Origin of the sequence: Nonomuraea sp. NPDC049709, assembly GCF_040674815.1 — a bacterium.
Classification (GTDB): Bacteria; Actinomycetota; Actinomycetes; order Streptosporangiales; family Streptosporangiaceae; genus Nonomuraea.
This window is the reverse complement of sequence record NZ_JBFANM010000031.1, coordinates 48,122-68,406: the sequence shown is the minus strand read 5'-3', so window position 1 is coordinate 68,406 and position 20,285 is coordinate 48,122. Positions and strand designations below refer to the sequence as shown.

Annotated in this window: 17 protein-coding genes; 7 read left to right on the top strand and 10 right to left on the bottom strand. The window is 71.7% G+C overall.

The features are described 5' to 3' along the window. The 4 genes from AB0J69_RS29395 to ddaH form a co-directional block, all read right to left on the bottom strand. Complete coding sequence (locus tag AB0J69_RS29395; RefSeq protein WP_364123507.1) at positions 1-2,400, bottom strand: PEP/pyruvate-binding domain-containing protein; 2,400 nt, start codon at positions 2,398-2,400, stop codon at positions 1-3. Then, positions 2,397-3,773 (bottom strand): MDR family MFS transporter, encoded by a 1,377-nt coding sequence (locus tag AB0J69_RS29390; RefSeq protein ID WP_364123505.1) that lies wholly within the window; start codon positions 3,771-3,773, stop codon positions 2,397-2,399. Before AB0J69_RS29390 ends, AB0J69_RS29395 begins: the two co-directional genes overlap by 4 nt. 741 nt (positions 3,774-4,514) lie before the next feature. Continuing rightward, a complete protein-coding gene (gene leuA, locus AB0J69_RS29385; RefSeq protein WP_364123503.1) occupies positions 4,515-6,221 on the bottom strand; it encodes a 2-isopropylmalate synthase in 1,707 nt (568 codons plus the stop codon). Positions 6,222-6,402: 181 nt separating this feature from the next. Then, positions 6,403-7,149 carry a dimethylargininase gene (gene ddaH, locus AB0J69_RS29380; protein WP_364123501.1) on the bottom strand — a complete coding sequence of 249 codons (747 nt, stop codon included), beginning with the start codon at positions 7,147-7,149 and terminating at the stop codon, positions 6,403-6,405. Positions 7,150-7,187: 38 nt separating this feature from the next. Between ddaH and AB0J69_RS29375 the strand changes: the two genes are divergently transcribed. The 6 genes from AB0J69_RS29375 to AB0J69_RS29350 all read left to right on the top strand — a co-directional run bounded on the left by AB0J69_RS29375 (position 7,188) and on the right by AB0J69_RS29350 (position 14,008). Next, positions 7,188-7,433 carry a DUF2630 family protein gene (locus AB0J69_RS29375; RefSeq protein ID WP_364123499.1) on the top strand — a complete coding sequence of 82 codons (246 nt, stop codon included), beginning with the start codon at positions 7,188-7,190 and terminating at the stop codon, positions 7,431-7,433. A 54-nt stretch (positions 7,434-7,487) separates the two neighbouring features. Further along, positions 7,488-8,477: a GNAT family N-acetyltransferase gene (locus AB0J69_RS29370; RefSeq protein ID WP_364123497.1), complete on the top strand. Its 990-nt coding sequence runs from the start codon at positions 7,488-7,490 to the stop codon at positions 8,475-8,477. Between the two features lie 35 nt (positions 8,478-8,512). Then, positions 8,513-10,567 (top strand): glycoside hydrolase family 6 protein, encoded by a 2,055-nt coding sequence (locus tag AB0J69_RS29365; protein WP_364123495.1) that lies wholly within the window; start codon positions 8,513-8,515, stop codon positions 10,565-10,567. 130 nt (positions 10,568-10,697) lie between these two features. Next, the gene (locus AB0J69_RS29360; protein ID WP_364123493.1) at positions 10,698-12,011 is read left to right on the top strand and encodes an MFS transporter; all 1,314 of its coding nucleotides are present in this window, start codon (positions 10,698-10,700) and stop codon (positions 12,009-12,011) included. Between the two features lie 9 nt (positions 12,012-12,020). Further along, positions 12,021-12,686, top strand: a complete 666-nt coding sequence (locus AB0J69_RS29355; protein ID WP_364123491.1) for a response regulator transcription factor — start codon at positions 12,021-12,023, stop codon at positions 12,684-12,686. Next, positions 12,683-14,008: a HAMP domain-containing sensor histidine kinase gene (locus tag AB0J69_RS29350; protein WP_364123489.1), complete on the top strand. Its 1,326-nt coding sequence runs from the start codon at positions 12,683-12,685 to the stop codon at positions 14,006-14,008. The genes AB0J69_RS29355 and AB0J69_RS29350 overlap by 4 nt, the downstream gene beginning before the upstream one ends. On the opposite strand, the gene AB0J69_RS29345 is transcribed toward AB0J69_RS29350, so the two are convergent. Then, positions 13,999-14,904: a TAXI family TRAP transporter solute-binding subunit gene (locus AB0J69_RS29345; protein ID WP_364123487.1), complete on the bottom strand. Its 906-nt coding sequence runs from the start codon at positions 14,902-14,904 to the stop codon at positions 13,999-14,001. The genes AB0J69_RS29350 and AB0J69_RS29345 overlap by 10 nt on opposite strands. A 26-nt stretch (positions 14,905-14,930) precedes the next feature. On the opposite strand from AB0J69_RS29345, the gene AB0J69_RS29340 reads away from it, so the two are divergent. Further along, positions 14,931-15,653, top strand: a complete 723-nt coding sequence (locus AB0J69_RS29340; protein WP_364123485.1) for a Mut7-C RNAse domain-containing protein — start codon at positions 14,931-14,933, stop codon at positions 15,651-15,653. Here AB0J69_RS29340 and urtE read toward each other — a convergent pair. From urtE to urtA, 5 genes are read right to left on the bottom strand one after another with little or no spacing between them, the layout of a single operon-like run. Then, on the bottom strand, positions 15,650-16,339 hold the full coding sequence (urtE, locus tag AB0J69_RS29335) for an urea ABC transporter ATP-binding subunit UrtE (RefSeq protein ID WP_364123483.1): 690 nt from the start codon (positions 16,337-16,339) through the stop codon (positions 15,650-15,652). The genes AB0J69_RS29340 and urtE overlap by 4 nt on opposite strands. Continuing rightward, positions 16,317-17,066 (bottom strand): urea ABC transporter ATP-binding protein UrtD, encoded by a 750-nt coding sequence (urtD, locus tag AB0J69_RS29330; RefSeq protein ID WP_364123481.1) that lies wholly within the window; start codon positions 17,064-17,066, stop codon positions 16,317-16,319. The genes urtE and urtD overlap by 23 nt, the downstream gene beginning before the upstream one ends. Continuing rightward, positions 17,050-18,081, bottom strand: coding sequence for an urea ABC transporter permease subunit UrtC (gene urtC / locus AB0J69_RS29325; protein ID WP_364123479.1), 1,032 nt, complete (start codon positions 18,079-18,081; stop codon positions 17,050-17,052). The genes urtD and urtC overlap by 17 nt, the downstream gene beginning before the upstream one ends. Then, positions 18,078-18,926, bottom strand: a complete 849-nt coding sequence (gene urtB / locus AB0J69_RS29320) for an urea ABC transporter permease subunit UrtB (RefSeq protein WP_364123477.1) — start codon at positions 18,924-18,926, stop codon at positions 18,078-18,080. Before urtB ends, urtC begins: the two co-directional genes overlap by 4 nt. Beyond that, on the bottom strand, positions 18,926-20,134 hold the full coding sequence (gene urtA, locus AB0J69_RS29315; RefSeq protein ID WP_364123475.1) for an urea ABC transporter substrate-binding protein: 1,209 nt from the start codon (positions 20,132-20,134) through the stop codon (positions 18,926-18,928). The genes urtB and urtA overlap by 1 nt, the downstream gene beginning before the upstream one ends. Positions 20,135-20,285: the final 151 nt, after the last annotated feature.

Below are 20,285 nucleotides of genomic sequence, written 5' to 3'. Positions count from 1 at the left end.
TTAGGGAGCGTCCGTGACCGCACCGTCGTGGGCGGTCACCGCCTGCCCGGTCACCGTGCCGGTGTCTCCGTTGACGGTGACCACCTGCCCGTCCACCAGCACCGACGTCGCCGTGCCGGTGCCCATGACGGCCGGGATGCCGTACTCCCTGGCCACGATCGCCGCGTGCGAGGCCGTGCCCCCGGTGTCCACGACCACGGCCGCCGCCTGCTGGAACAGCGGTGTCCACGACGGGTTCGTGTACGGGCAGACGAGCACGTCGCCGGCGGCGAGCCGGCCGAACTCGGCGGGGGTCCTGATCACCTTCACCGGCCCCGTCGCGCTGCCCCCGCCGGCCGGCGCCCCTGTGACCAGCGCGTCCCCCGGATCGGAGGCCGGGAAGACCGCGGCGGGATCGAGCAGCCGCACCCCGGTCAGCTCCTCCCGCTTGGCCGCCCGCGCCCTGACGGTCTCGCGCAGCCGGTCGGCCTCCTCCCCGCGCAGGGCGGCCACGTCCGCGATCGCCTCCAGCTCCTCCAGCCGCAGGTGGAAGACGTCCTCCGGCTGCCCGAGCACGCCCGCCGCGCGCAGCCGGCGGCCCATCTCCAGCAACGACCTGCGCAGGACGGGCTGCGGCATCATGAAGTAGAAGTGGCTGTCCTCGCGGAAGGCGACGCCCGCGCGGGCCGCCGCCACCCAGCGCGCGACCCTGGCGCGGCGGCGCTTCGAGCGCAGGAGGGGGTGGGCGAGCAGGCGTTCGAGGGCGTCGTCGGGCTCCTTCTGCGGGGGCGGTCCGGCGGCCAGCACCCTGACCAGGTCGAGGACGACCTCGGGGGCGTCGCCCCAGGTGGGCACGGTGACGAGGAGAGGGCTCGCGGTCTCGCGGTGGCCGTACTCCGCCAGGAACGCCGCCAGCGCGTCCGCGAACTCGGCGGGCGGCGGCTCGGTGTCCAGGGCTCCCGTGCGCCTGGCCACCTCGGCCAGGTGTTCCAGCGCCCGGTTGGTGTCCGTGGTGCGGGTACGCGCCCCGTGCAGCAGGTCGCCGAACAGCGCCCGCCGCCCGAGCAGCCGGGCCGTCACCAGCAGCCGCAGCATCGCCAGCCCGAAGCCCGGCAGGTAGTCCACCCGCAGGTCGGCGACGGGCGTCACCAGGGCGAGCGCCTGCCTGGGCACGCGTCGCAGCTCGGCCCACGACATCGCGCCCAGGTCGCGGGCGCCCAGCTCCTCGATCGCCGCCAGGTAGTCGCGGAAACGCGGATCCCGCGTCCACCGGGCGGGGTCGTACCGTCTGGCCTTGGCCAGCAGCCGGAACGGCGTCGCGAGCACCTTCACCGTGGGTCGCGGGGCGGGCGGCAGGAGCTGGTAGACGACGCCGTCCTCCTCGCGCAGGAAACCCTCGAACGCGCGCCGCACGCCGAAGGCGCCCAGGACCTTGCCCATCAGCCCGGCCGGGCCGTACGGGACCCAGGTGGACATGTCGATCGGATACGGCCGCTCGGGCAGGTATTCCAGCAGGACCGTGGCCAGGCGGCGCTGCACCGGGTTGAGCCTGCCCACCGGGGGCGGCGGCAGCGCGGTCATCGGGCGGGCCTGCAGCAGGCGGACGCGGCCGCCAGCGTACGCCCACTCGATGTCCTGCGGGCGGCCGAAGTGCGCGGCCACCTCGCGGCCCAGCCGGCCCAGCTCCGCCAGGACCGCGTCGGGCAGCCGCTCGGCGCCCTCGCCCGTGCCGCTCTCGCGGGTGACGCCGCCGCCCGCCGTGCCCCGGATGACCACCTCGCGGCGGCCGGGCGTGAAGTCGGCCCTCCCCGACGGGTGCAGCACGTAGTGGTCCGGCGTGACCAGGCCGGACACGACGGCCTCGCCCAGGCCGCTGCTGGCGTCGATCACGATCTGGGCCCGGTCGCCGCTGACCGGGTTCGCGGTGAACATGACGCCCGCCACGTCCGCCTCGACCATGCTCTGCACGACCACCGCGATCCGTACCTCGGAGTCGTCGATGCCCAGCTTGGCGCGGTAGGCGATGGCGCGGTCGGTGAAGAGCGAGGCCCAGCAGCGGCGTACGGCGTCGAGCAGCGCCGCCTCGCCGACGACGTTGAGGTAGGTGTCCTGCTGGCCGGCGAACGCGGCGCCGGGCAGGTCCTCGGCGGTGGCGCTCGACCGTACGGCCACAGGGCCGCCGCCGAGCGCGGTGTAGGCGACGACGATCTCCTGCCGCAGGTCGTCGGGCAGCTCGACCCGCTCGAAGGCGGCCCGGGTGTTGCGGCCCTGGGCGACCAGCTCGTACGCGTGCGTGGTGACGACGAACCCGCCGGGGACCGGGAAGGAGTTCCTGACGAGCTCGCCCAGGTTGGCGCCCTTGCCGCCGGCCATGGCCAGGTCGCCCCGGCCGAAGGCGTTCAGGGGTGCGACGAGTTTCACTGTCTCTCCTCGACGTATGAGGTGGTGCGGAGTGGCCGCGCGGGCAGCGCCAGCGCGAGGACGAACGCCACGGCGAGCAGCGGCGCCATGGCGGCGAACACCGGCGGCGCGGCCTCGGCGAACGCCTGGCGGACGCCTGGCGGCAGGTTCGACGGCGAGGTGCTGGAGATGCCCGACCGCAGCGTGATCAGGGCGCCCACGAGCGCGACCCCGGCCGAGGCCCCGATCTGGCGCAGGAACGTCACCGACGAGGTGGCGGTGCCCAGGTCGGCATACTCCACGGCGTTCTGGGCGGCCAGCACCATCACCTGCATGACGAGCCCGACCCCCAGCCCGGTCAGCGACATGGCGAGAACGAGCCCGGCCGTCGAGGCCGCGGTCAGCCCGATCAGCCCGAGCCCCACCGCCGCCAGGGCCGTGCCCGCGACGGGGTAGGGCTTGTACCTGCCGGTCCGGGTGATGAGCCGCCCCGACACGACGGTGGTCAGCAGCACCCCGCCCATCAGCGCGGTCACCAGCAGCCCGGCCTGGGTGGCGCTGGTGCCGTGGGCGATCTGCACGTACGCCGGCATGTACGTGACCGTCCCGAACAGCGCGAACCCGATGACCAGGCTGATCAGCACGGGCACCGCGAACGCCCGGTCCCTGAACAGCCGCAACGGCAGGATCGGATCCTTGGCGTACCGCGCGCTGACCAGCCACGCCACCACCCCGGCCGCCGCCAGCGCGAGGTAGGCGAGATTCCTGGTCTGCCCCACCATGACCACGCCCACCACGGCGACGGCCAGCGTGACGGCCCCCGCGACGTCGAGCGGCGCCCGCGACCGGGGTCGCGGCAGCTTGAGCGTGAGACTCAGCACGACCAGCGCCAGCAGTCCGAGTGGCGGGTAGATGGCGAAGATCCACCGCCAGCTCAGCCGGTCGATGAAGAACCCGCCGACCAGCGGCCCGCCCACGGCGGCCACGACGTACGCCGCCCCGATGAACCCGAGGTAACGCCCTCGGTCCCGGGGACTCACGATCTCCCCGATGATCGCCTGCGCCCCGATCATCAGCCCGCCACCGCCCACCCCCTGGATCGCGCGGAAGGCGATGAACTGCGGCATCGACGTGGCCAGCGCGCACAGCACGGCACCGGTCACGAAGACGACGATGGCGACCTGCATGGTGGGCTTGCGTCCGTACCGGTCGCCGAGCTTGCCGTAGACGGGCATGACGACGGTGGCGGCGACGAAGTAGGCGGTGACGACGGCGGGCATCTGCTCCAGCCCGCCGAGCCCACCGGCGACGGCGGGGAGCGCGGGGGCCATGATCGTCTGGTCGAGCGCGCCCAGCAACATCGCCAGTATCAGACCCGACAGCACGAAGCCCATGGCGCCGCTCCTTAGAGAACGAACCGTTCTCTAAGGAGCATAGGGTTCATTCCATAGAAACGCAACGTTCACTAACACAAGGGAGAGGCACGACGATCCTCGCCGTACCCCATTCCGCCCCGCCACCACACCCGACCCCCGCTCCGGCACATGTCCTGCCAGAGGGGACGGACGCGAGCGGCGACTGTGTGGCGGGATCCCTCTGGTCAGGCGGCACACCGGCCCCGCGCTGCGCCCGCACGGGTGTGGTGCGCGAGCCGGAGACGGCGGAAGGACGTGACCTCCCGTAGGCCCGCCCGGGAGAACCGCCACCACACACCCCCGGCACTTCGGCACAGGCCCTTCAGGGGAAGGCGGGTGCGAGGCAGGGAGAGCGCAAGGCGCGCGAGCCGCCAGGGCCCGCGAGGGAGTGAGGCGGAAGCATAGGGCGCAAGGCCGCAAAGCGTGAGCGCGCGAAGGGCGAGAGCCGCAAAGCGCAGGGGCGCGAAGCGCAAGGGCCGCAATGCGCAGGGGCCACACACCGCAGGGGTCGCGCAGCGCAAGAGCCGCGCAGCGCAAGAGCCGCGAAAGGAGAGGGCGCGGGAAGCGCGACTCCCGCCGCGGGAGTCGCGCGGTCGGGCGGCGTGTCCGAACGACGGGAGGCCCCGCTCCCCCAAGCCCTCGGCGAAGGTCCTTGCAGGGGAGCGGGAGGAGGCCCGTGATCAGACAGTTCGGGCGGAGGAGCGGGGACCGCTCACATCATCAGCGGGAAGCGCGGTTGACCGCGGAGATGATGGCCTTCAGGGAGGCCGTCGTGGTGTTGGCGTCGACGCCCACACCCCACAGCACCTTCCCGCCGATCTCGCACTCCAGGTAGGAGGCGGCCTTGGCGTCGCTGCCGGCGCTCATCGCGTGCTCCACGTAGTCGAGGACCCGCGCCTGGATGCCGACCCCGGCGATGGCGTCGATGAACGCCGAGATCGGGCCGTTCCCGGTGCCCGCGATCTCGCGGATCTCACCGTCGACGCGTACGTCGGCGCTGATGCGGTCCTTGTCGTCCACCGTGGACTCGTGGCGGTGGGCCATGAGGCTCAGGCGACCCCAGCGGTTGGCCGGGTTGGGCAGGTATTCGTCGCGGAAGATCTCGAACATGGCGGCCGGGCTGATCTCGCCGCCCTGCTCGTCGGTGCGGGCCTGGACGACCTTGGAGAACTCGATCTGCAGCCGGCGCGGCAGGTCGAGCTGGTGGTCGGCCTTCATGATGTACGAGACCCCGCCCTTGCCCGACTGGCTGTTGACCCGGATGACGGCCTCGTAGGTGCGGCCGATGTCCTTCGGGTCGATGGGCAGGTAGGGGACGGCCCAGGTGAACTCGTCGACCGGCACGCCGGCCGTGGCCGCGTCGCGCTCGAGGTGCTCGAAGCCCTTCTTGATGGCGTCCTGGTGGGAGCCGGAGAAGGCGGTGTAGACCAGCTCGCCGCCCCACGGGTGGCGCGGGTGCACGGGCAGCTGGTTGCAGTATTCGGTGACGCGGCGGATCTCGTCGATGTCACTGAAGTCGATCTCGGGGTCGACGCCCTGGGAGAACAGGTTCATCCCCAGCGTGACCAGGCAGACGTTGCCGGTGCGCTCGCCGTTGCCGAACAGGCAGCCCTCGATGCGGTCGGCGCCGGCCATGTAGCCCAGCTCGGCGGCGGCCACGGCGCTGCCGCGGTCGTTGTGCGGGTGCAGCGACAGGACGATCGAGTCGCGGTGCTTGAGGTTGCGGTGCATCCACTCGATCTGGTCGGCGTAGATGTTGGGGGTGGCCATCTCGACCGTGGCCGGCAGGTTGATGATGACCTTGCGGTCGGGGGTGGGCTGCCACACCTCGTTGACCGCGTCGCACACCTCGACCGCGTATTCCAGCTCGGTGCCGGTGAACGACTCCGGCGAATACTGGAAGTGGACGTCCACGTCGGTGGCGTCGGCGAGCTTCTTGACCAGCTTGGCGCCCTCGACCGCGATGGCGGTGATGCCCTCTTTCTCCTGGCCGAACACGACGCGGCGCTGGAGGGTGGAGGTCGAGTTGTACAGGTGCACGATGGCCTGCTTGGCGCCCTCGATCGACTCGAAGGTGCGCTCGATCAGCTCCGGCCTGGCCTGCGTCAGCACCTGGATGGCCACGTCGTCGGGGATCCGGCCCTCTTCGATGATCTGCCGGATGAAGTCGAAGTCGGTCTGCGAGGCGGCCGGGAAGCCCACCTCGATCTCCTTGTAGCCCATGCGTACCAGCAGCTCGAACATCTGGAGCTTGCGGTGGGAGTCCATCGGGTCGATCAGGGCCTGGTTGCCGTCGCGCAGGTCCACCGCGCACCAGCGGGGCGCCTTGGTGATGACCTGATCGGGCCAGGTGCGGTCGGTCAGCCGGATGGGTTCGAACGGCTGGTAACGATGGATCGGCATGCGGCTGGGCTGCTGGGCGGTCATGTCTGATGCTCCTCGTCGGTCTGCGGAAGAAAGCGGCCGACGCGCATGGCTCGCTCCGCGGCGAGGGAGCCGGCCTTAGAGGCCCCCGCCGCGGCAGCTAAGAAGGAGCCCGCGCAGCATGCCATGAACGCTACCAGACGCCTCGGGATGCACCGCCCCGGATCTCAGATCCTGAGAAACATCAGTCCGCGATCAGGACGCTGAGACAGGTCACGCAACCCTCGAGCCGCTCATACTCCGAAATGTCCACCTTTGTCACGATAAATCCGCGCTTTTCGAGCATGGCGGCGGTCTGCGGCGCCGACGCGGCCAGCAGGACGCGGTCGCCGCCCAGCGGCACCACGTGCGCCCCCGACTCCTCCTCCGGCACCAGCAGGCCGGGCAGGTCCACGCGGCGCGGGTCCCCGATGAGCGTCCCGTCGGGCAGCGCCGTCACCGCCGACTTCAGGTGCAGCACCCCGCTCATGTCCACGGGCACGACCCGGCGGTCGGGGAGCAGGGCGGTCAGCTGCGTGATCCCCTCGGCACTGGTGCGGGCGGACCTGCCCACGTACACGGTGGGGCCGGTCTGCAGCACGTCGCCGCCGTCCAGCGTGCCGGGCGGCGCGATCCTGACCGATCTCATGCCCAGCTCGCGTACGACCTCCGCCACCGACTCCACCTCGGGCCGCCGCTCCGGCGCGCCCGGCCTGGTCAGCACCGCCAGCCGCCTCGACACCACCACCGTGTCCTCGACGAACGGCGCGTCGGGCAGGTCGTCGGCGGGCGGCACGTACACGGGCCGCCACCCGGCGCCGGCCAGTGCCTGCACGTAGGCGTCGTGCTGTGCGGCGGCCCGTTCGCAGTCCACCGGCTCCCGCTCGATGTGGGTGACGATGCCCTCGGCGAGCCGCGGGCCGGGCTTCCTTACCAGCGCAATACCAGACATAGGGCGTGTTCTATCACGCAAGCATTAGAGTCTTGGGCATGCGGGACGACGAGATTCTCACCAGGATCAGTGCCCTGGTCACCGAGGAGCACGAGCTGCGCGACAGGCTCTCCGCCGGCCAGGTCACCTCCGACCAGGAGCACACGCGTATCAAGGAGCTGGAGACGGCCCTCGACCAGTGCTGGGATCTGCTCAGGCAGCGCCGGGCCAGGCGCAGCGCGGGCGCGGACCCCGACGGCGCCGCCGCGCGCCCCGTCGGCGAGGTGGAGAACTACCGCCAGTGAGCGTGCCGTAAATTCGCTGGCAGGCAGCGGCCCGCGTACGTTTTGCTGGGGCGTATGCGCATCCAGCCGATCGATCTCGATCACCCGGGCGACCTCATCGAGGGCCTGTACGACGCGTTCGTGACCGGGAGCGACGACGACCCGGGGCCCATGCTCTCCCTCCCCTGGTTCTCCTACCTGGTCAGGACGGGCGGTCCGGGCGAGCGGTCCGAGGCGTGGGTGACGACGGAGGGCGGGAAGGTGGCCGGCGGCTACGCGCTGACCCTGCCCCAGCACGACAACACGCACATGGGCTGGCTGTTCCCCCTCGTGGTGCGGCCCGAGCGGCGCGGCCGGGGCCTGGGCTCGGCGCTGTTCGCGCACGCCCTCGACCGGATGCGCGCCCATGGCCGGACGCTGCTCCTGACCGAGACGCCCGCCGCCGGCGTGGCCGCCCGCTTCGCCACCGCGCACGGGATGTCGGTCGCGCTCAAGGAGGCCCGCCGCACGCTCGACCTGCGTACGGCGGACTGGGCGGCCCTGGAGCGGATGCGGCCGGAGGCGGCCGGCTACCACCTGGAGCGCTGGGTCGGCCCGGCGGGCCCCGAACTGCTGCCCGACCTGTCCGCGCTGATGGGCGGTATGAACGACGCCCCGCGCGACGCGGACATCGAGGACATGAACTTCTCCGTCGACCGCCTGCGCATCCGCGAGGAGGCCATCCTGATCACCGGCCGCACCTGCTACACGGTGATCGCCCGGCGTACGTCCGACGGCGCCCCCGCCGGCTACACCCGCATCCTGCTCGACGCGGAGCGCTCCGACGGCTGGGGACACCAGGCGGACACGACCGTGCTGCGCGAGCACCGGGGCCACCGCCTGGGGCTGCTCCTCAAGGTCGACAACCTGCTCTGGCTGCGCGAGCGGGAGCCCCACCTCGACCGGATCATCACCTGGAACGCCACGTCCAACGCCCACATGCTCGCCATCAACGAGGCCATGGGCTTCGAGCTCTTCGACGAGTGGAGCGAGATGCGGCTGGAAGTGCAGGCGCCCCAGGCATAGAACGGCCGTCGCCCCCCGGGCTAACCTGACGTTCCATGACCTTGGAGGCGTTGAGAGACGGCGATCCGCGCGAGGTCGGGCCGTACACCCTGCTCGGGAGGCTGGGCGAGGGCGGCATGGGGGTCGTCTACCTGGGCCTGGACTCGTCCGAGACGCGGGTGGCGGTCAAGCTGATCCACGCCAGGCTGGACACCGATCCCGGCTTCCGGCGGCGCTTCGCCCGGGAGGTGGCCGCCGCCAAGCGGGTCGCCCGGTTCTGCACCGCGCCCGTGCTCGACGCCGACGTACGGGGGGACGTCGCGTACCTGGTCACCGAATACGTCGAGGGCCTCAGCCTGGGCGCTGCCGTGCGCGCCTCGGGCCCCTTGACGGGCTCGGCCCTCGACGGGCTGGCGGCCGCGATGGCGATGGCGCTGCGGGCCATCCACCAGGCCGGCGTCGTGCACCGCGACCTCAAGCCGTCGAACGTGCTGCTCTCGCAGGTGGGGCCCAAGGTCATCGACTTCGGGGTCGCGCAGCTCGCCGACGCCGAGATGAGCAGCGCGGTCCTGGGGACGCCGTCGTACATGTCGCCCGAGCAGGTGTCGGGCAACGACATCGGGCCGGCCTCGGACATCTTCTCCTGGGGCTGCACGGTCGCCTTCGCGGCCGGCGGGGCGCCGCCGTTCGGCACCGGGCCCGTGCCGAACGTCCTGTACCGCATCGTGAACGAGCCGCCGGACCTGCGCGGGCTGTCGGGGCCGTTACGCGACCTGGTGGCGTCGGCCCTGGCCAAGGAGCCGTCGGAGCGCCCGACGGCCCAGGACCTGATGGACCGCCTGAGCGCGGGCACCCCGCCTCTGCCCCCTGATCAATCCTCCGACGTCACCGGCACCGGGAACACGGGCCCCACCCACCCCGCGACGGCCGGGCGGCGCAGGCTCGTGGCCGCCGTCGCCGCCGTGGCGGTGGTGGCGGCCGGCATCTCGGCGGCCGTCGTCCTGCGTGGTGGCGGGAGCGGCACCGGCCTCCCCGCCACCACGGCGCGGGCCGGAGACGCCACCGGTGACGGCACCACGACGCCGCCCGCCACCCCGCAGAACCCGTTGAGGGCGCCCGAGCCGGTGACCTTCTACGCCCCGGAAGAACCGGGCGCCGCCCGCCAGGCGAACCTGTGGAAGGACGACCGCCCGGCAGACGCCGAGCTCATGCGCAAGCTGGCCCAGGTCCCCTTCGCCATCCGCCTCAACCAGCCGGAGGTCAGGGCCAAGGTGGACGGCACGATCACGGCGGCCGATCAGGCGGGCGGCGTTCCGGTCTTCCTGATCAGCTACCTGCCGGGCAACGAGTGCCACCCGACGACCGGGTCGGCCATGCCCGCCTACCAGGAGTGGATCGCGGGCATCGCCCGCCAGATAGGCCGGTCGAAATCGGTGATCATCCTGGAGCCGGGCAGCCTGGTCAGGATGCCCGGCACCGAGAAGTGCGCCATGCCGGGCTCGGCGGACCAGCGCTACAAGGACCTCCGCCAGGCCGTGCGGACGCTCAAGTCGAACCCCCGCACGGCCGTCTACCTGGACGGCAGCCAGGACTTCTGGCCCGGCACCGAGATCATGGCCGAGCGCCTGATCGGCGCCGGGATCGACAAGGCGGACGGGTTCTTCGTCAACACGGGCGGCTACCAGCGCACGGACAAGAGCGTCGAGTACGGCAAGGCCCTGTCCGCCTGCATCGGCATCCGGCTGAGCACGGGCGGAACGGCCTGCCCGCGGGACGCCGACGTGGACCCGGCGACCATGCCGCACTTCGTGGTGGACACCAGCAGGAACGGCCAGGGCTCCTGGGCCCCGGAGAAGCACTACGAGGACCCCCAGACGTGGTGCAACCCGCCGGGCAGGGGCGTGGGCGAGCGGCCGACCACCGAAACGGGCGAGGAGCTGGTGGACGCGTACCTGTGGATCGCCCGGCCGGGCACCTCCAACGGCCGGTGCCGGCGCGGCACGGACGGCCAGGAGGACCCCGAGCGCGGCGTGGTGTCCCCGCCGAGCGGCGAGTGGTGGGACGTGCTGGCGCTCGAACGCGCGAAGAATGCCAACCCGCCGTTGCGTTGAGGTTAAGCACGCGTAAGAACCTCATGTTAAGCGGACGTTAGATCTGACCCCTCCTCCCTTGTCCGAACATCCTTCTGGCGTAAGGCTCTGACCAGCCACTACTCCCCCCAAGAGCCCCCGGAGGTGCTTCGTGAGCAAGGCACGCGTGCCATGGAAGGCCGTGATCGGCGGTTCCGTCGGCAATCTGGTCGAGTGGTACGACTGGTTTGTCTACAGCAGTTTCGCCGTCTATTTCGCCGCCGCCTTCTTCCCCGAGGGCAATGACACGGCGAAGCTGCTCAACACCGCCGCCATCTTCGCCGTCGGCTTCTTCATGCGCCCGCTCGGCGGCTGGCTGCTCGGCCGCTACGCCGACAGGAAGGGCCGCAAGGCGGCGCTCACGCTCACCGTCACGCTGATGTCGGCCAGCGCCCTGCTGATCGCGATCGCGCCCACGTACGAGGCGGTCGGCTACTTCGGCGCCCTGGTGCTGGTCGTGGCGCGCCTGCTGCAGGGCCTGTCGGTCGGCGGCGAGTACGCCGCCAGCGCCACGTACCTCACCGAGGCCACCCCGCGCGGCCGCCGCGGCTTCGCCTCCAGCTTCCAGTACGTCTCCATGACCGCCGGCCAGCTCGTCGGCCTCGGCCTGCAGATCATCCTGCAGAACACGATGTCCAAGGAGGCCCTGAACTCCTACGGCTGGCGCATCCCGTTCGTGGTCGGCGCGGCGGCCGCGGCCGTCGTGTTCTACCTGCGCCGCAGCCTCCTGGAGACGGAGGCGTACGACGAGGAGGAGCGCGAGGACACGAGCGCCGGCCGCGGCACGATCGCGCAGCTGCTCACCCACAAGAGGGAGGCGCTGCTGGTCATCGCCCTGACGATGGGCGGCACGGTCGCGTACTACACCTACACCACCTACCTCACCAAATACCTGTCGAACACCGCCGGCCTGGCCAAGGAGACGGCCACGCTGGTGAGCTTCTGCGCGCTGTTCGTCTTCATGTGCCTGCAGCCGCTGGCGGGGGCGCTGTCGGACCGGATCGGGCGGCGGCCGTTGCTGATCACGTTCGGGATCGGGTCGATGATCGGGACGGTGCCGCTCATGACCGCGCTCGGCGGCGTCAGCGGGTTCGGCGGCGGGCTGGTGCTCTCGCTCGCCGGGCTGCTCATCATCACCGGCTACACCTCGATCAACGCCGTGGTGAAGGCCGAGCTCTTCCCCACGAACGTGCGTGCCCTCGGCGTGGCGCTCCCCTACGCGATCGCGAACGCCCTGTTCGGCGGCACCGCCGAGTATGTGGCGCTGTGGTTCAAGGACAGCGGCCTCGAATCCGGCTTCTTCTGGTACGTCTCGGGCTGCGCCGCGGTGTCCCTCGTCGTCTACCTCACCATGCGCGAGACCAGGGACGCCGCGCTCTCGCGGGCCGAGCAGGCCACGGCGGAATCGGTGCCCGCCCGCGTCTAACCTGGCGACATGCGGGTTCTCCTGGTCGAGGACGACGATCGGCTCGCCTCAGCGCTCACCACGGCCCTCGCCCGGCACGGCCACCAGATCACCCGGGCGGGGCTGGCCGTCGACGCCCTCCGGCTGGCGGGGGGCGTCGACTTCGTCCTGCTGGACCTGGGCCTGCCCGACATGGACGGGCTCGACGTGCTGCGCCGCCTGCGCCGGGTGTCGGCGGTGCCGCTGATCGTGGTCACCGCCCGTACCGAGGAGCGCGAGGTGCTCCGCGGCCTGCGGTCGGGGGCCGACGACTACCTGGTCAAGCCGTTCCGCACGGTCGAGCTGATGGCCCGCATGGAGGCGGTGGTGCGGCGCGGCACCCGGCCGCGCCCGCCGCGCGACGACGTGGTGAGCGTCGGCGACGTGCGCATCGACCTGGAGTCCAGGCAGGTCACCGTGGCCGGGGAGGCGGTGACGCTGACGCGGCGGGAGTTCGACCTGCTGGCGCTGCTGGCGCGCGAGCCGGGCGTGGTGCGCGGCAGGGAGGAGATCCTCGACGAGGTCTGGGGCGACCCGCTGCTGTCGGCGTCCCGGTCGCTGGACGTGCACGTGGCCAACCTGCGCTCGAAGACCGGCCGTCCCGGCCTGGTGGAGACGCTGCGCGGGACCGGCTACCGGCTGGGCTCGACGGCGTGAACTCCCGGCTGGTGGTCACGTTCACGACGCTGATCGTGGTCCTGGTCGCGGCGCTGGCGGTGCCGCTGGGCCTGGCCTACGCCTCCCACCGTACGAACCGGCTGCTCCTCGACCGCCGCGCCGACGCCACCCGCTTCGCGGAGTTGGCCGACCAGGCCGCGCGGGAGGGGGACCGCTCCGGGCTGCTGGCGGAGATCACGCGTTACGCCGACCTGTACGGCGCCGCCGTGCGCGTGCGCGACCGCGACGGCTCCCTCCTCCTCACCGCCGGCCGCTTCGAGGCCGACGACCGCGACGCGCTGCGCCTGGCGTTGTCCGGCCGCACGACCGAGGACCTGCCCACGATCAGCCCGTTCGGCCCGGCCACGGTGCTGCTCGCCGAGCCGGCCGGCCGGGACGCGCAGCTGTCCGGCGTGGTGCTGCTCCAGGCCCCGGCGGACCGCGCCCGGGTGGACGTGACGCTGGTGTGGGCGGCGCTGGCGCTGGGCGCGCTGGTCACGCTGGCCTACGCGGTGCTGGTGGCCAGGCGGCTGGCCCGCTGGATCCTGCGGCCGGTCACCGAGCTCGACCGCACTACGCAGGCCATCGCGCAGGGCCGGATGGACGCGCGGGCGCATCCCGGCGTGGGCCCCTCGGAGCTGCGGCGGCTGGAGGAGCGCTTCAACGCGATGGCGGACGCCGTCGCGGGCGCGATGGAGCGGCAGCGGGCGTTCGTGGCCGACGCCTCCCACGAGCTGCGCACCCCGCTCACGGTGCTCGGGCTGCGGATGGAGAACCTGGAGCCGCACCTGCGCGGCGAGGGCACGGCCGAGTACGAGGAGGCGATGGCGGAGCTGGACCGGCTGGCACTGCTGGTGGAGGACCTGCTGGCGCTCGCCAGGGTGGAGGCGGGCGCGGGGGTCGAGGGCAAGGAGATCGAGCTGGGGCCGCGGCTGGCGGCGTGGCGGGAGGTGTACGGGGCGAAGGGAGTGCGGCTGGTGACCGACATTTCCGAAACGTCGGTCGTTCCCGAGACGGCGGCCAGGATCGCCGACATAGCCCTCGACAACGCCCAGAAGTTCGTGCCCCCGGGCGGCACGGTGACCGTCACGCTGGCCGACCGGGTGCTGCGGGTGGCCGACGACGGGCCGGGGCTGGGCGAGGAGGAACGTGCGGAGGCGCTGGGCCGCTTCTGGCGATCCGGCGCCCACGCGAACGTCCCGGGCAGCGGCCTGGGCCTGGCCATCGCCGCCGAACTGGCCCGATCATGCGGCGCCACGCTGCGCCTGCTCCCCGCCGAACCGCACGGGCTCGTGGTGGAGCTCCGGCTGCCTCAGCCGTAGGCGGTGCGGTAGTAGCGGGCCGCGCCCGCGTGCAGCGGCACGACACCGGTGCCGATGGCATACCGCTCGTCCAGCCGCCCGCCGGGGGCCGACGGGGCCTGGAGGCGGTCACGGGCATGGAAGAGCGTCTCGGTGATCGTGTACGCCAGGTCGGCCGGGAGCGAGGTCCGGCACATCAGGTAGCTGGGAGTGCCGATGGTCGGCACGGGCCTGGTGCCCCCGTACGTGCCGGTGGGCACGGACGCGTCCTCGTACAAGGGGCCGAACACCCGCCGCAGCACCGGCACCAGCGGCTCCAGCGGCACGAGGCGGATGCCGCCGGCCTCGGCCAGCGCGGGCGTGGGCACGCCGCCCGACCAGAAGAACGCCTCGATCCGGCCACTCCGCAGGGCCGCGACGGAGGCGTCCAGCTCCAGCCGGGCGATCTCGGGCGGCCGCTCCAGCCCGGCCGCCGCCAGCACCCGGGTGGCGGTCACCGCCGTGCCCGACCCCTCGACGCCGATGGACACGGCCCGCCCGGCCAGCTGCCGCACCGTGGCGATCTCGGAGCCGGCGGCGACGACCAGGTGCACGTAGTTCATGTACATCCGGGCCAGGGCGGAGACGGGCTGGTGGCGTACGCGTACCGCGTCGTCGGCGCTGTCGGCCAGCGCGAACCCGGCGTCGGCGCGCCCGTCGGCCATCATCGTGAGGTTCTGCACGCTGGCCGCGGTCCGCAGCACCCGCACCCTCAGCCCACCACGCCGCAACTCCTCCGCCAGCCGGTCCCCGAACTGCCCGTACGGCCCGCCCGCCAGCCCCGTCGCCAGCCGCAGCTCCGGCAGCCCGCCGTCACCCGCCGAGCACCCACCGGCCAGCACGGCGAGCCCGAGGAAGGAGCGGCGCGATATGGACATGAATTAACGCTATCCGGTGGAACAGAATGGACAGCGTGACGACCGCACGCCTGCGCATCTCCCCAGAGCTGAGGATGTTCCTGCCCGTGAGCCGCCGCCAGGAGTGGCAGGAGGTGACCCCGGACGGCACCTCCACGCTCGGCCACCACGTCGAGTCGATCGGCGTCCCGCTGACGGAGGTCGGCCCCATGGTGGTGAACGGGCGGGGCGTGGCCCCGGCGTACCAGCTCGTGCCCGGCGACGTGGTCGAGGTGCACCCGGTCCCCCGGCCCCAGCAGCTGCCGGAGGAGCCGCGCTTCCTGCTCGACGTGCACCTGGGCACGCTGGCGCGGCGGCTGCGCCTGCTGGGCATCGACGCGGCCTACCACAACGACATGGACGACCCGGCGCTGGTGGTGCAGGCCAACGAGGAGCGGCGGGTGCTGCTCACCCAGGACCGCGGCCTGCTGCGCCGCCGCGCGCTGTGGCTGGGCGCGTACGTCCGCGGCTCCGCCCCCGCCGACCAGCTCCGCGACCTGCTCGAACGCTTCGCCCCGCCGCTGCGCCCGTGGACGCGCTGCACGGCCTGCAACGGCGAGCTGGTGCCCGTTCCGAAGGACGAGGTCGAGCCCCTGCTGGAGGCCGGCACCCGGCGCCACTACGACGCCTACGGCCGCTGCGCGAACTGCGGCCAGATCTACTGGCACGGCGCGCACAGCGACCACCTGGAGGAGATCGTCCGGACGGCCCGTGCCTGGACGACCGCCTAGACGGCCAGCAGGCGGCGGACGTCCTCGCGGTGCAGTTCCTCGGCCGTCCCCGTGCGTACGACGTGCCCGCCGTCGAGGATGACGAAGGTGTCCGCCAGCCGCAGCGCGATGTCCAGATACTGCTCCACCAGCAGCACGGCCAGCCCGGAGGCGTGCAGCCGCTCGATGGCCGCCTCGATCTCCAGGATGATCGACGGCTGGATGCCCTCGGTCGGCTCGTCGAGGATGAGCATCCTGGGCCTGGTCACCAGGGCGCGGGCCATGGCGAGCTGCTGCTGCTGGCCGCCCGACAGGTGCCCGGCGCTCCGCTTGAGCAGCGGCCTGAGCGCGGGGAAGACGTCCAGGGCCTCGTCGATGGCCGACCTGGGCTGCTTGGCGGCCTCCACGGTCACCAGCAGGTTGCCCATGACGGAGAGCTGGGGGAAGCACTGGTGGCCCTGGGGGACGTACCCCATGCCGAGGCGCACCCGCTCGTGCGGCTTGAGCCTGGTGACGTCGCGGCCGTCGAACGTCACCGTGCCCGCCGTGGCGGGCAGCACCCCCATGATCGTGTTGAGCAGCGTGGTCTTGCCGACCCCGTTGCGCCCCATGACGCACGCGAGTTGCCCGGGCTCGACCTCGAGCGAGACCCCGAACAGCACGCGGGCCCTCCCGTACCCCGACTCAAGGCCGGTTACCGACAGCATCGCTGGCCCTCCTCCCCAGATAGACCTCCTGCACGCGCGGGTCGGCGCTGACCTGATCCACCGACCCCTCGACGAGCACCTTGCCCTCGTGCAGCACGGTCACCTTCGAGGCGTGCCGCCGCAGGAACTCCATGTCGTGCTCCACCACGATCACCGTGTGGTCGTCGGCGATCTGGGTGAGCAGCTCGCCCGTGCGCTCGCGTTCGTCCTTGGACATGCCGGCCACCGGCTCGTCCAGGAGCAGCAGTCTGGGCCGCTGCGCCAGCAGCATCCCGATCTCCAGCCACTGGCGCTGGCCGTGCGAGAGAACGCCCGCTGAACGCTCGGCGAGCTCTTCGAGCCCGGTCCTGGCCAGGGCCTCCTCGACGGCGTCCGACACGCCCCGGCGCCGCCTGGCCAGCGACCACAGCGGCTTGCGGAAGCTGGCGGCCAGGTCCAGGTTCTCGAGCACGGTGAGCGCCTCGAACACGACCGACGTCTGGAAGGTGCGCCCGATGCCGAGCCGGACGATCTGGTGCTCCTTCCGGCCGACCAGGGAGTGCTCGCCGAACCGCACGCTGCCCGCAGCCGGCCTGGTCAGGCCGGTGATGACGTCGATGAGCGTGGTCTTCCCGGCCCCGTTGGGCCCGATGAGGAAGCGCAGCTCGCCCTCGGGCACGGTCAGGTCCACGCCGTCGAGCGCGCGGAAGCCGTCGAACACCACTTGTACGTCACGTAGTTCGAGCACGCCGCAACCTCCCCAGGATGCCGGCGATCCCCTTCGGGGCCAGCGTCATGACCAGGATGAACAGGGCCCCCTGCAGGTAGAGCCACCCGTCGGCGAACTGCTCGCTGAACGCCGTCTTGGCGTACCCCATGGCCACGGCCCCCAGCACGGCCCCGGCCAGCACGTGCCGCCCGCCCACGGCCACCGCGACGACGAGCTCCAGCGAGGGCACGACGCCGAGCAGCGCGGGCGAGATGATGCCGACGACCGGCACGAACAGGGCTCCGGCCAGCCCGGCCATGCCCGCCGAGGCGGCGAAGGTGACGGTCTTGACCAGGGCCGGGTCGTAGCCGAGGAAGCGCACCCGGTCCTCCCCGTCGCGCACGGCGACGAGCAGGCGGCCGTACCGGCTGTTCACGAGCTGCCGGGTGGCCAGGTAGAGCACCCCGAGCACGCTCGCCACCACCAGGTAGAGCCCGCGCTGCGTGGAGTCCTCGGCGAGGTCCTGCCCGAACAGCTCGAAGAAGTTGGTCATGCCGTTGGTGCCGCCGGTCAGCCCCTGCTGGCCGACGAGCAGGATGACCATGGCGGCGGCCAGCGCCTGGGTGAGGATCGCGAAGTACGCCCCCCGCACCCGCTGCCGGAACACCAGCGTGCCCAGGATCAGCGCGAGCGCCACAGGCCCGAGCACCGCCATGCCGAGCGCGAAGACCGGGTTCGCGAACGGCACCCACAGGGCGGGCAGCTCCTCCACCCCGCTCCACACCATGAAGTCGGGCAGCCCGCCCCCGTCGGCGTATCCGGCCTCGGTGAGCTTGAGGTACATGGCCATGGCGTAGCCGCCGAGCCCGAAGAACACGCCCTGGCCGAGCGCGAGCATGCCGCCCTGCCCCCAGGCCAGCCCGATCCCGAGCGCGACGATCGCGTAGCACAGGTACTTGGCCAGCAGCCCCAGCCGGAACGGCTCCAGCAGCAGCGGCGCGGCCACCAGCGCGATCACGGCGATGGTCGCGAAGGGCAGATGTCGCTTGATCATGTGAGCACCCTCGACCTCAGCACGAACATGCCCTGCGGCCGTATCTGCAGGAAGGCGATGATCACGGCGAACACGATCGCCTTGGCCAGCGACGCGTCCGACCAGAACTCGGCGTAGGAGTTCAGCAGGCCGAGGCCGATGGCCGCGAGCACCGCCCCGCGCAGCTGCCCGAGCCCGCCGGCCACGACGACCAGGAACGCGTCCACGATGTAGTACGTCCCGAGCGCGGGCCCGACGGGCCCGATGAGCGTCAGTGCCACCCCGGCCACGCCCGCCAGCCCCGACCCGATGAAGAACGTCAGCATGTCCACCCGGCCGGTGTCGATCCCGCTGGTGGCGGCGAGCTGCCGGTTCTGCACCACGGCCTGGGTCCGGCGGCCGAGCCCGGTACGCGTGAGGTAGACCCAGACCGCCACCACGCCGGCCACCGCGAGCCCCATGATGAACATCCGGTTGTAGGGCAGGATGCCCACCCCTCCCGACAGCCAGGAGGGAGCGGTCACCTGCACGTTCGGGGCGCCGAACAGGTCGCGGGCGAGCTGCTGCAGCACCAGGCTGACGCCCCAGGTGAGCAGCAGCGTGTCCAGCGGCCGGCCGTAGAAGTGCCTGATCGCGGCCCGCTCCAGGACGAGCCCCATGACCCCGGCGACCAGGAACGCCACCGGCAGGGCCAGCACCAGGTCCTGCACCAGGAACGCGGTGTAGGCCCCCGCCATGATGAACTCGCCGTGCGCCATGTTGATCACGCCCATCTGCCCGAACGTGAACGTCAGGCCGAGCGCGATGAGCAGCAGCACCGCCCCGATCGACAGCCCGATGGGGAGCTGGTTGACGAAGGCCGACATCACTGCCCCGCGGACAGGCTGGTCGCCCAGGGATAGCCCTTGAGGTACGGGTCCGGCTTGATCGGTTTGCCGGAGTCCCAGACCTGCTTGATCAGGCCGTCCGGCTGGATGATGCCGATGCGGGCGGTCTTGTACATGTGCTGGTTCTCGCCGTCGATGGTGACCAGGCCCTCGGGGCGTTCGAGCGCGATGCCCGGCGCGGCCTTCTTGACCGCCTCGACCTCGGTCGTGCCCGCCTTCTTGACCGCCTCGGCCCACAGGTAGACGGCGTTGTAGCCGGCCTCCATGGGGTCGCTGGTGACCTTGTTCTGCCCGTACTTGGCCTTGTACGCCTTGACGAAGGCCTCGTTGGCCGGGGTCTCGGTGGTCTGGTAGTAGTTCCAGGCGACGGGGTGGCCCACGATGTTGTCCACGCCGATGCCGGTGACCTCCTCCTCGGCGATGCTCACCGACAGGACGGGCATGCTCTCGGCCGTGGCTCCCGCGCTCTTGAGCTGCTTGAAGAAGGCGACGTTGCTGTCGCCGTTCAGGGTGTTGAAGACGGCGTCCGGCTTGGCCTGGACGACCTTGTTGACCAGCGTGGAGTATTCGGTGTGGCCCAGCGGCGTGTACTCCTCGCCGAGGATCTCCATCCCGTTCGCCGCCGCGTACGCCTTGATGATCTTGTTCGCGGTCCGCGGGAAGACGTAGTCGCTGCCGACCAGGAACACCTTCTTCTTGCCCTGCTCCTTCAGGTAGTCCAGGCCCGGGATGATCTGCTGGTTGGTGGTGGCGCCGGTGTAGAAGATGTACGGCGAGCTCTCCAGCCCCTCGTACTGCACCGGATACCACAGCAGCGCCTTGTACCGTTCGAAGACCGGCAGCATCGCCTTCCTGCTGGCCGAGGTCCACCCGCCGAAGACGGTGGCGACCTTGTCCTGCCGGATGAGCTTGGTGGCCTTCTCCGCGAACGTGGGCCAGTCGGACGCGCCGTCCTCCACGACGGGGACGAGCTTCTTGCCGAGCACGCCGCCGGCCTTGTTGATCTCGTCGATCGCGAGGAGCTCGGCGTCGCGCACGGTGACCTCGCTGATGGCCATCGTGCCGCTGAGGGAGTGCAGGAGGCCGACCTTGATCTCGTTGGACTCGGCGGCGGGTTCGGCGCCGGATCCGCAGGCCGCGAGGGCTAAGACGAGGAGCGCGGAGACAATCGGGCTGGAGATGCGCACAGCCGTTCCTTCCTGCCGACCAGTTCTGCGAGAAAGGTGACTCCGCGACATTTCGCTGGAAGATCCCGTACGTTAATTGGCTATTGCCAAACGTTCACAAATGCACAAAACCCGTCATGTCGTTATTCACCAAGTGGCGAAACCAACACGA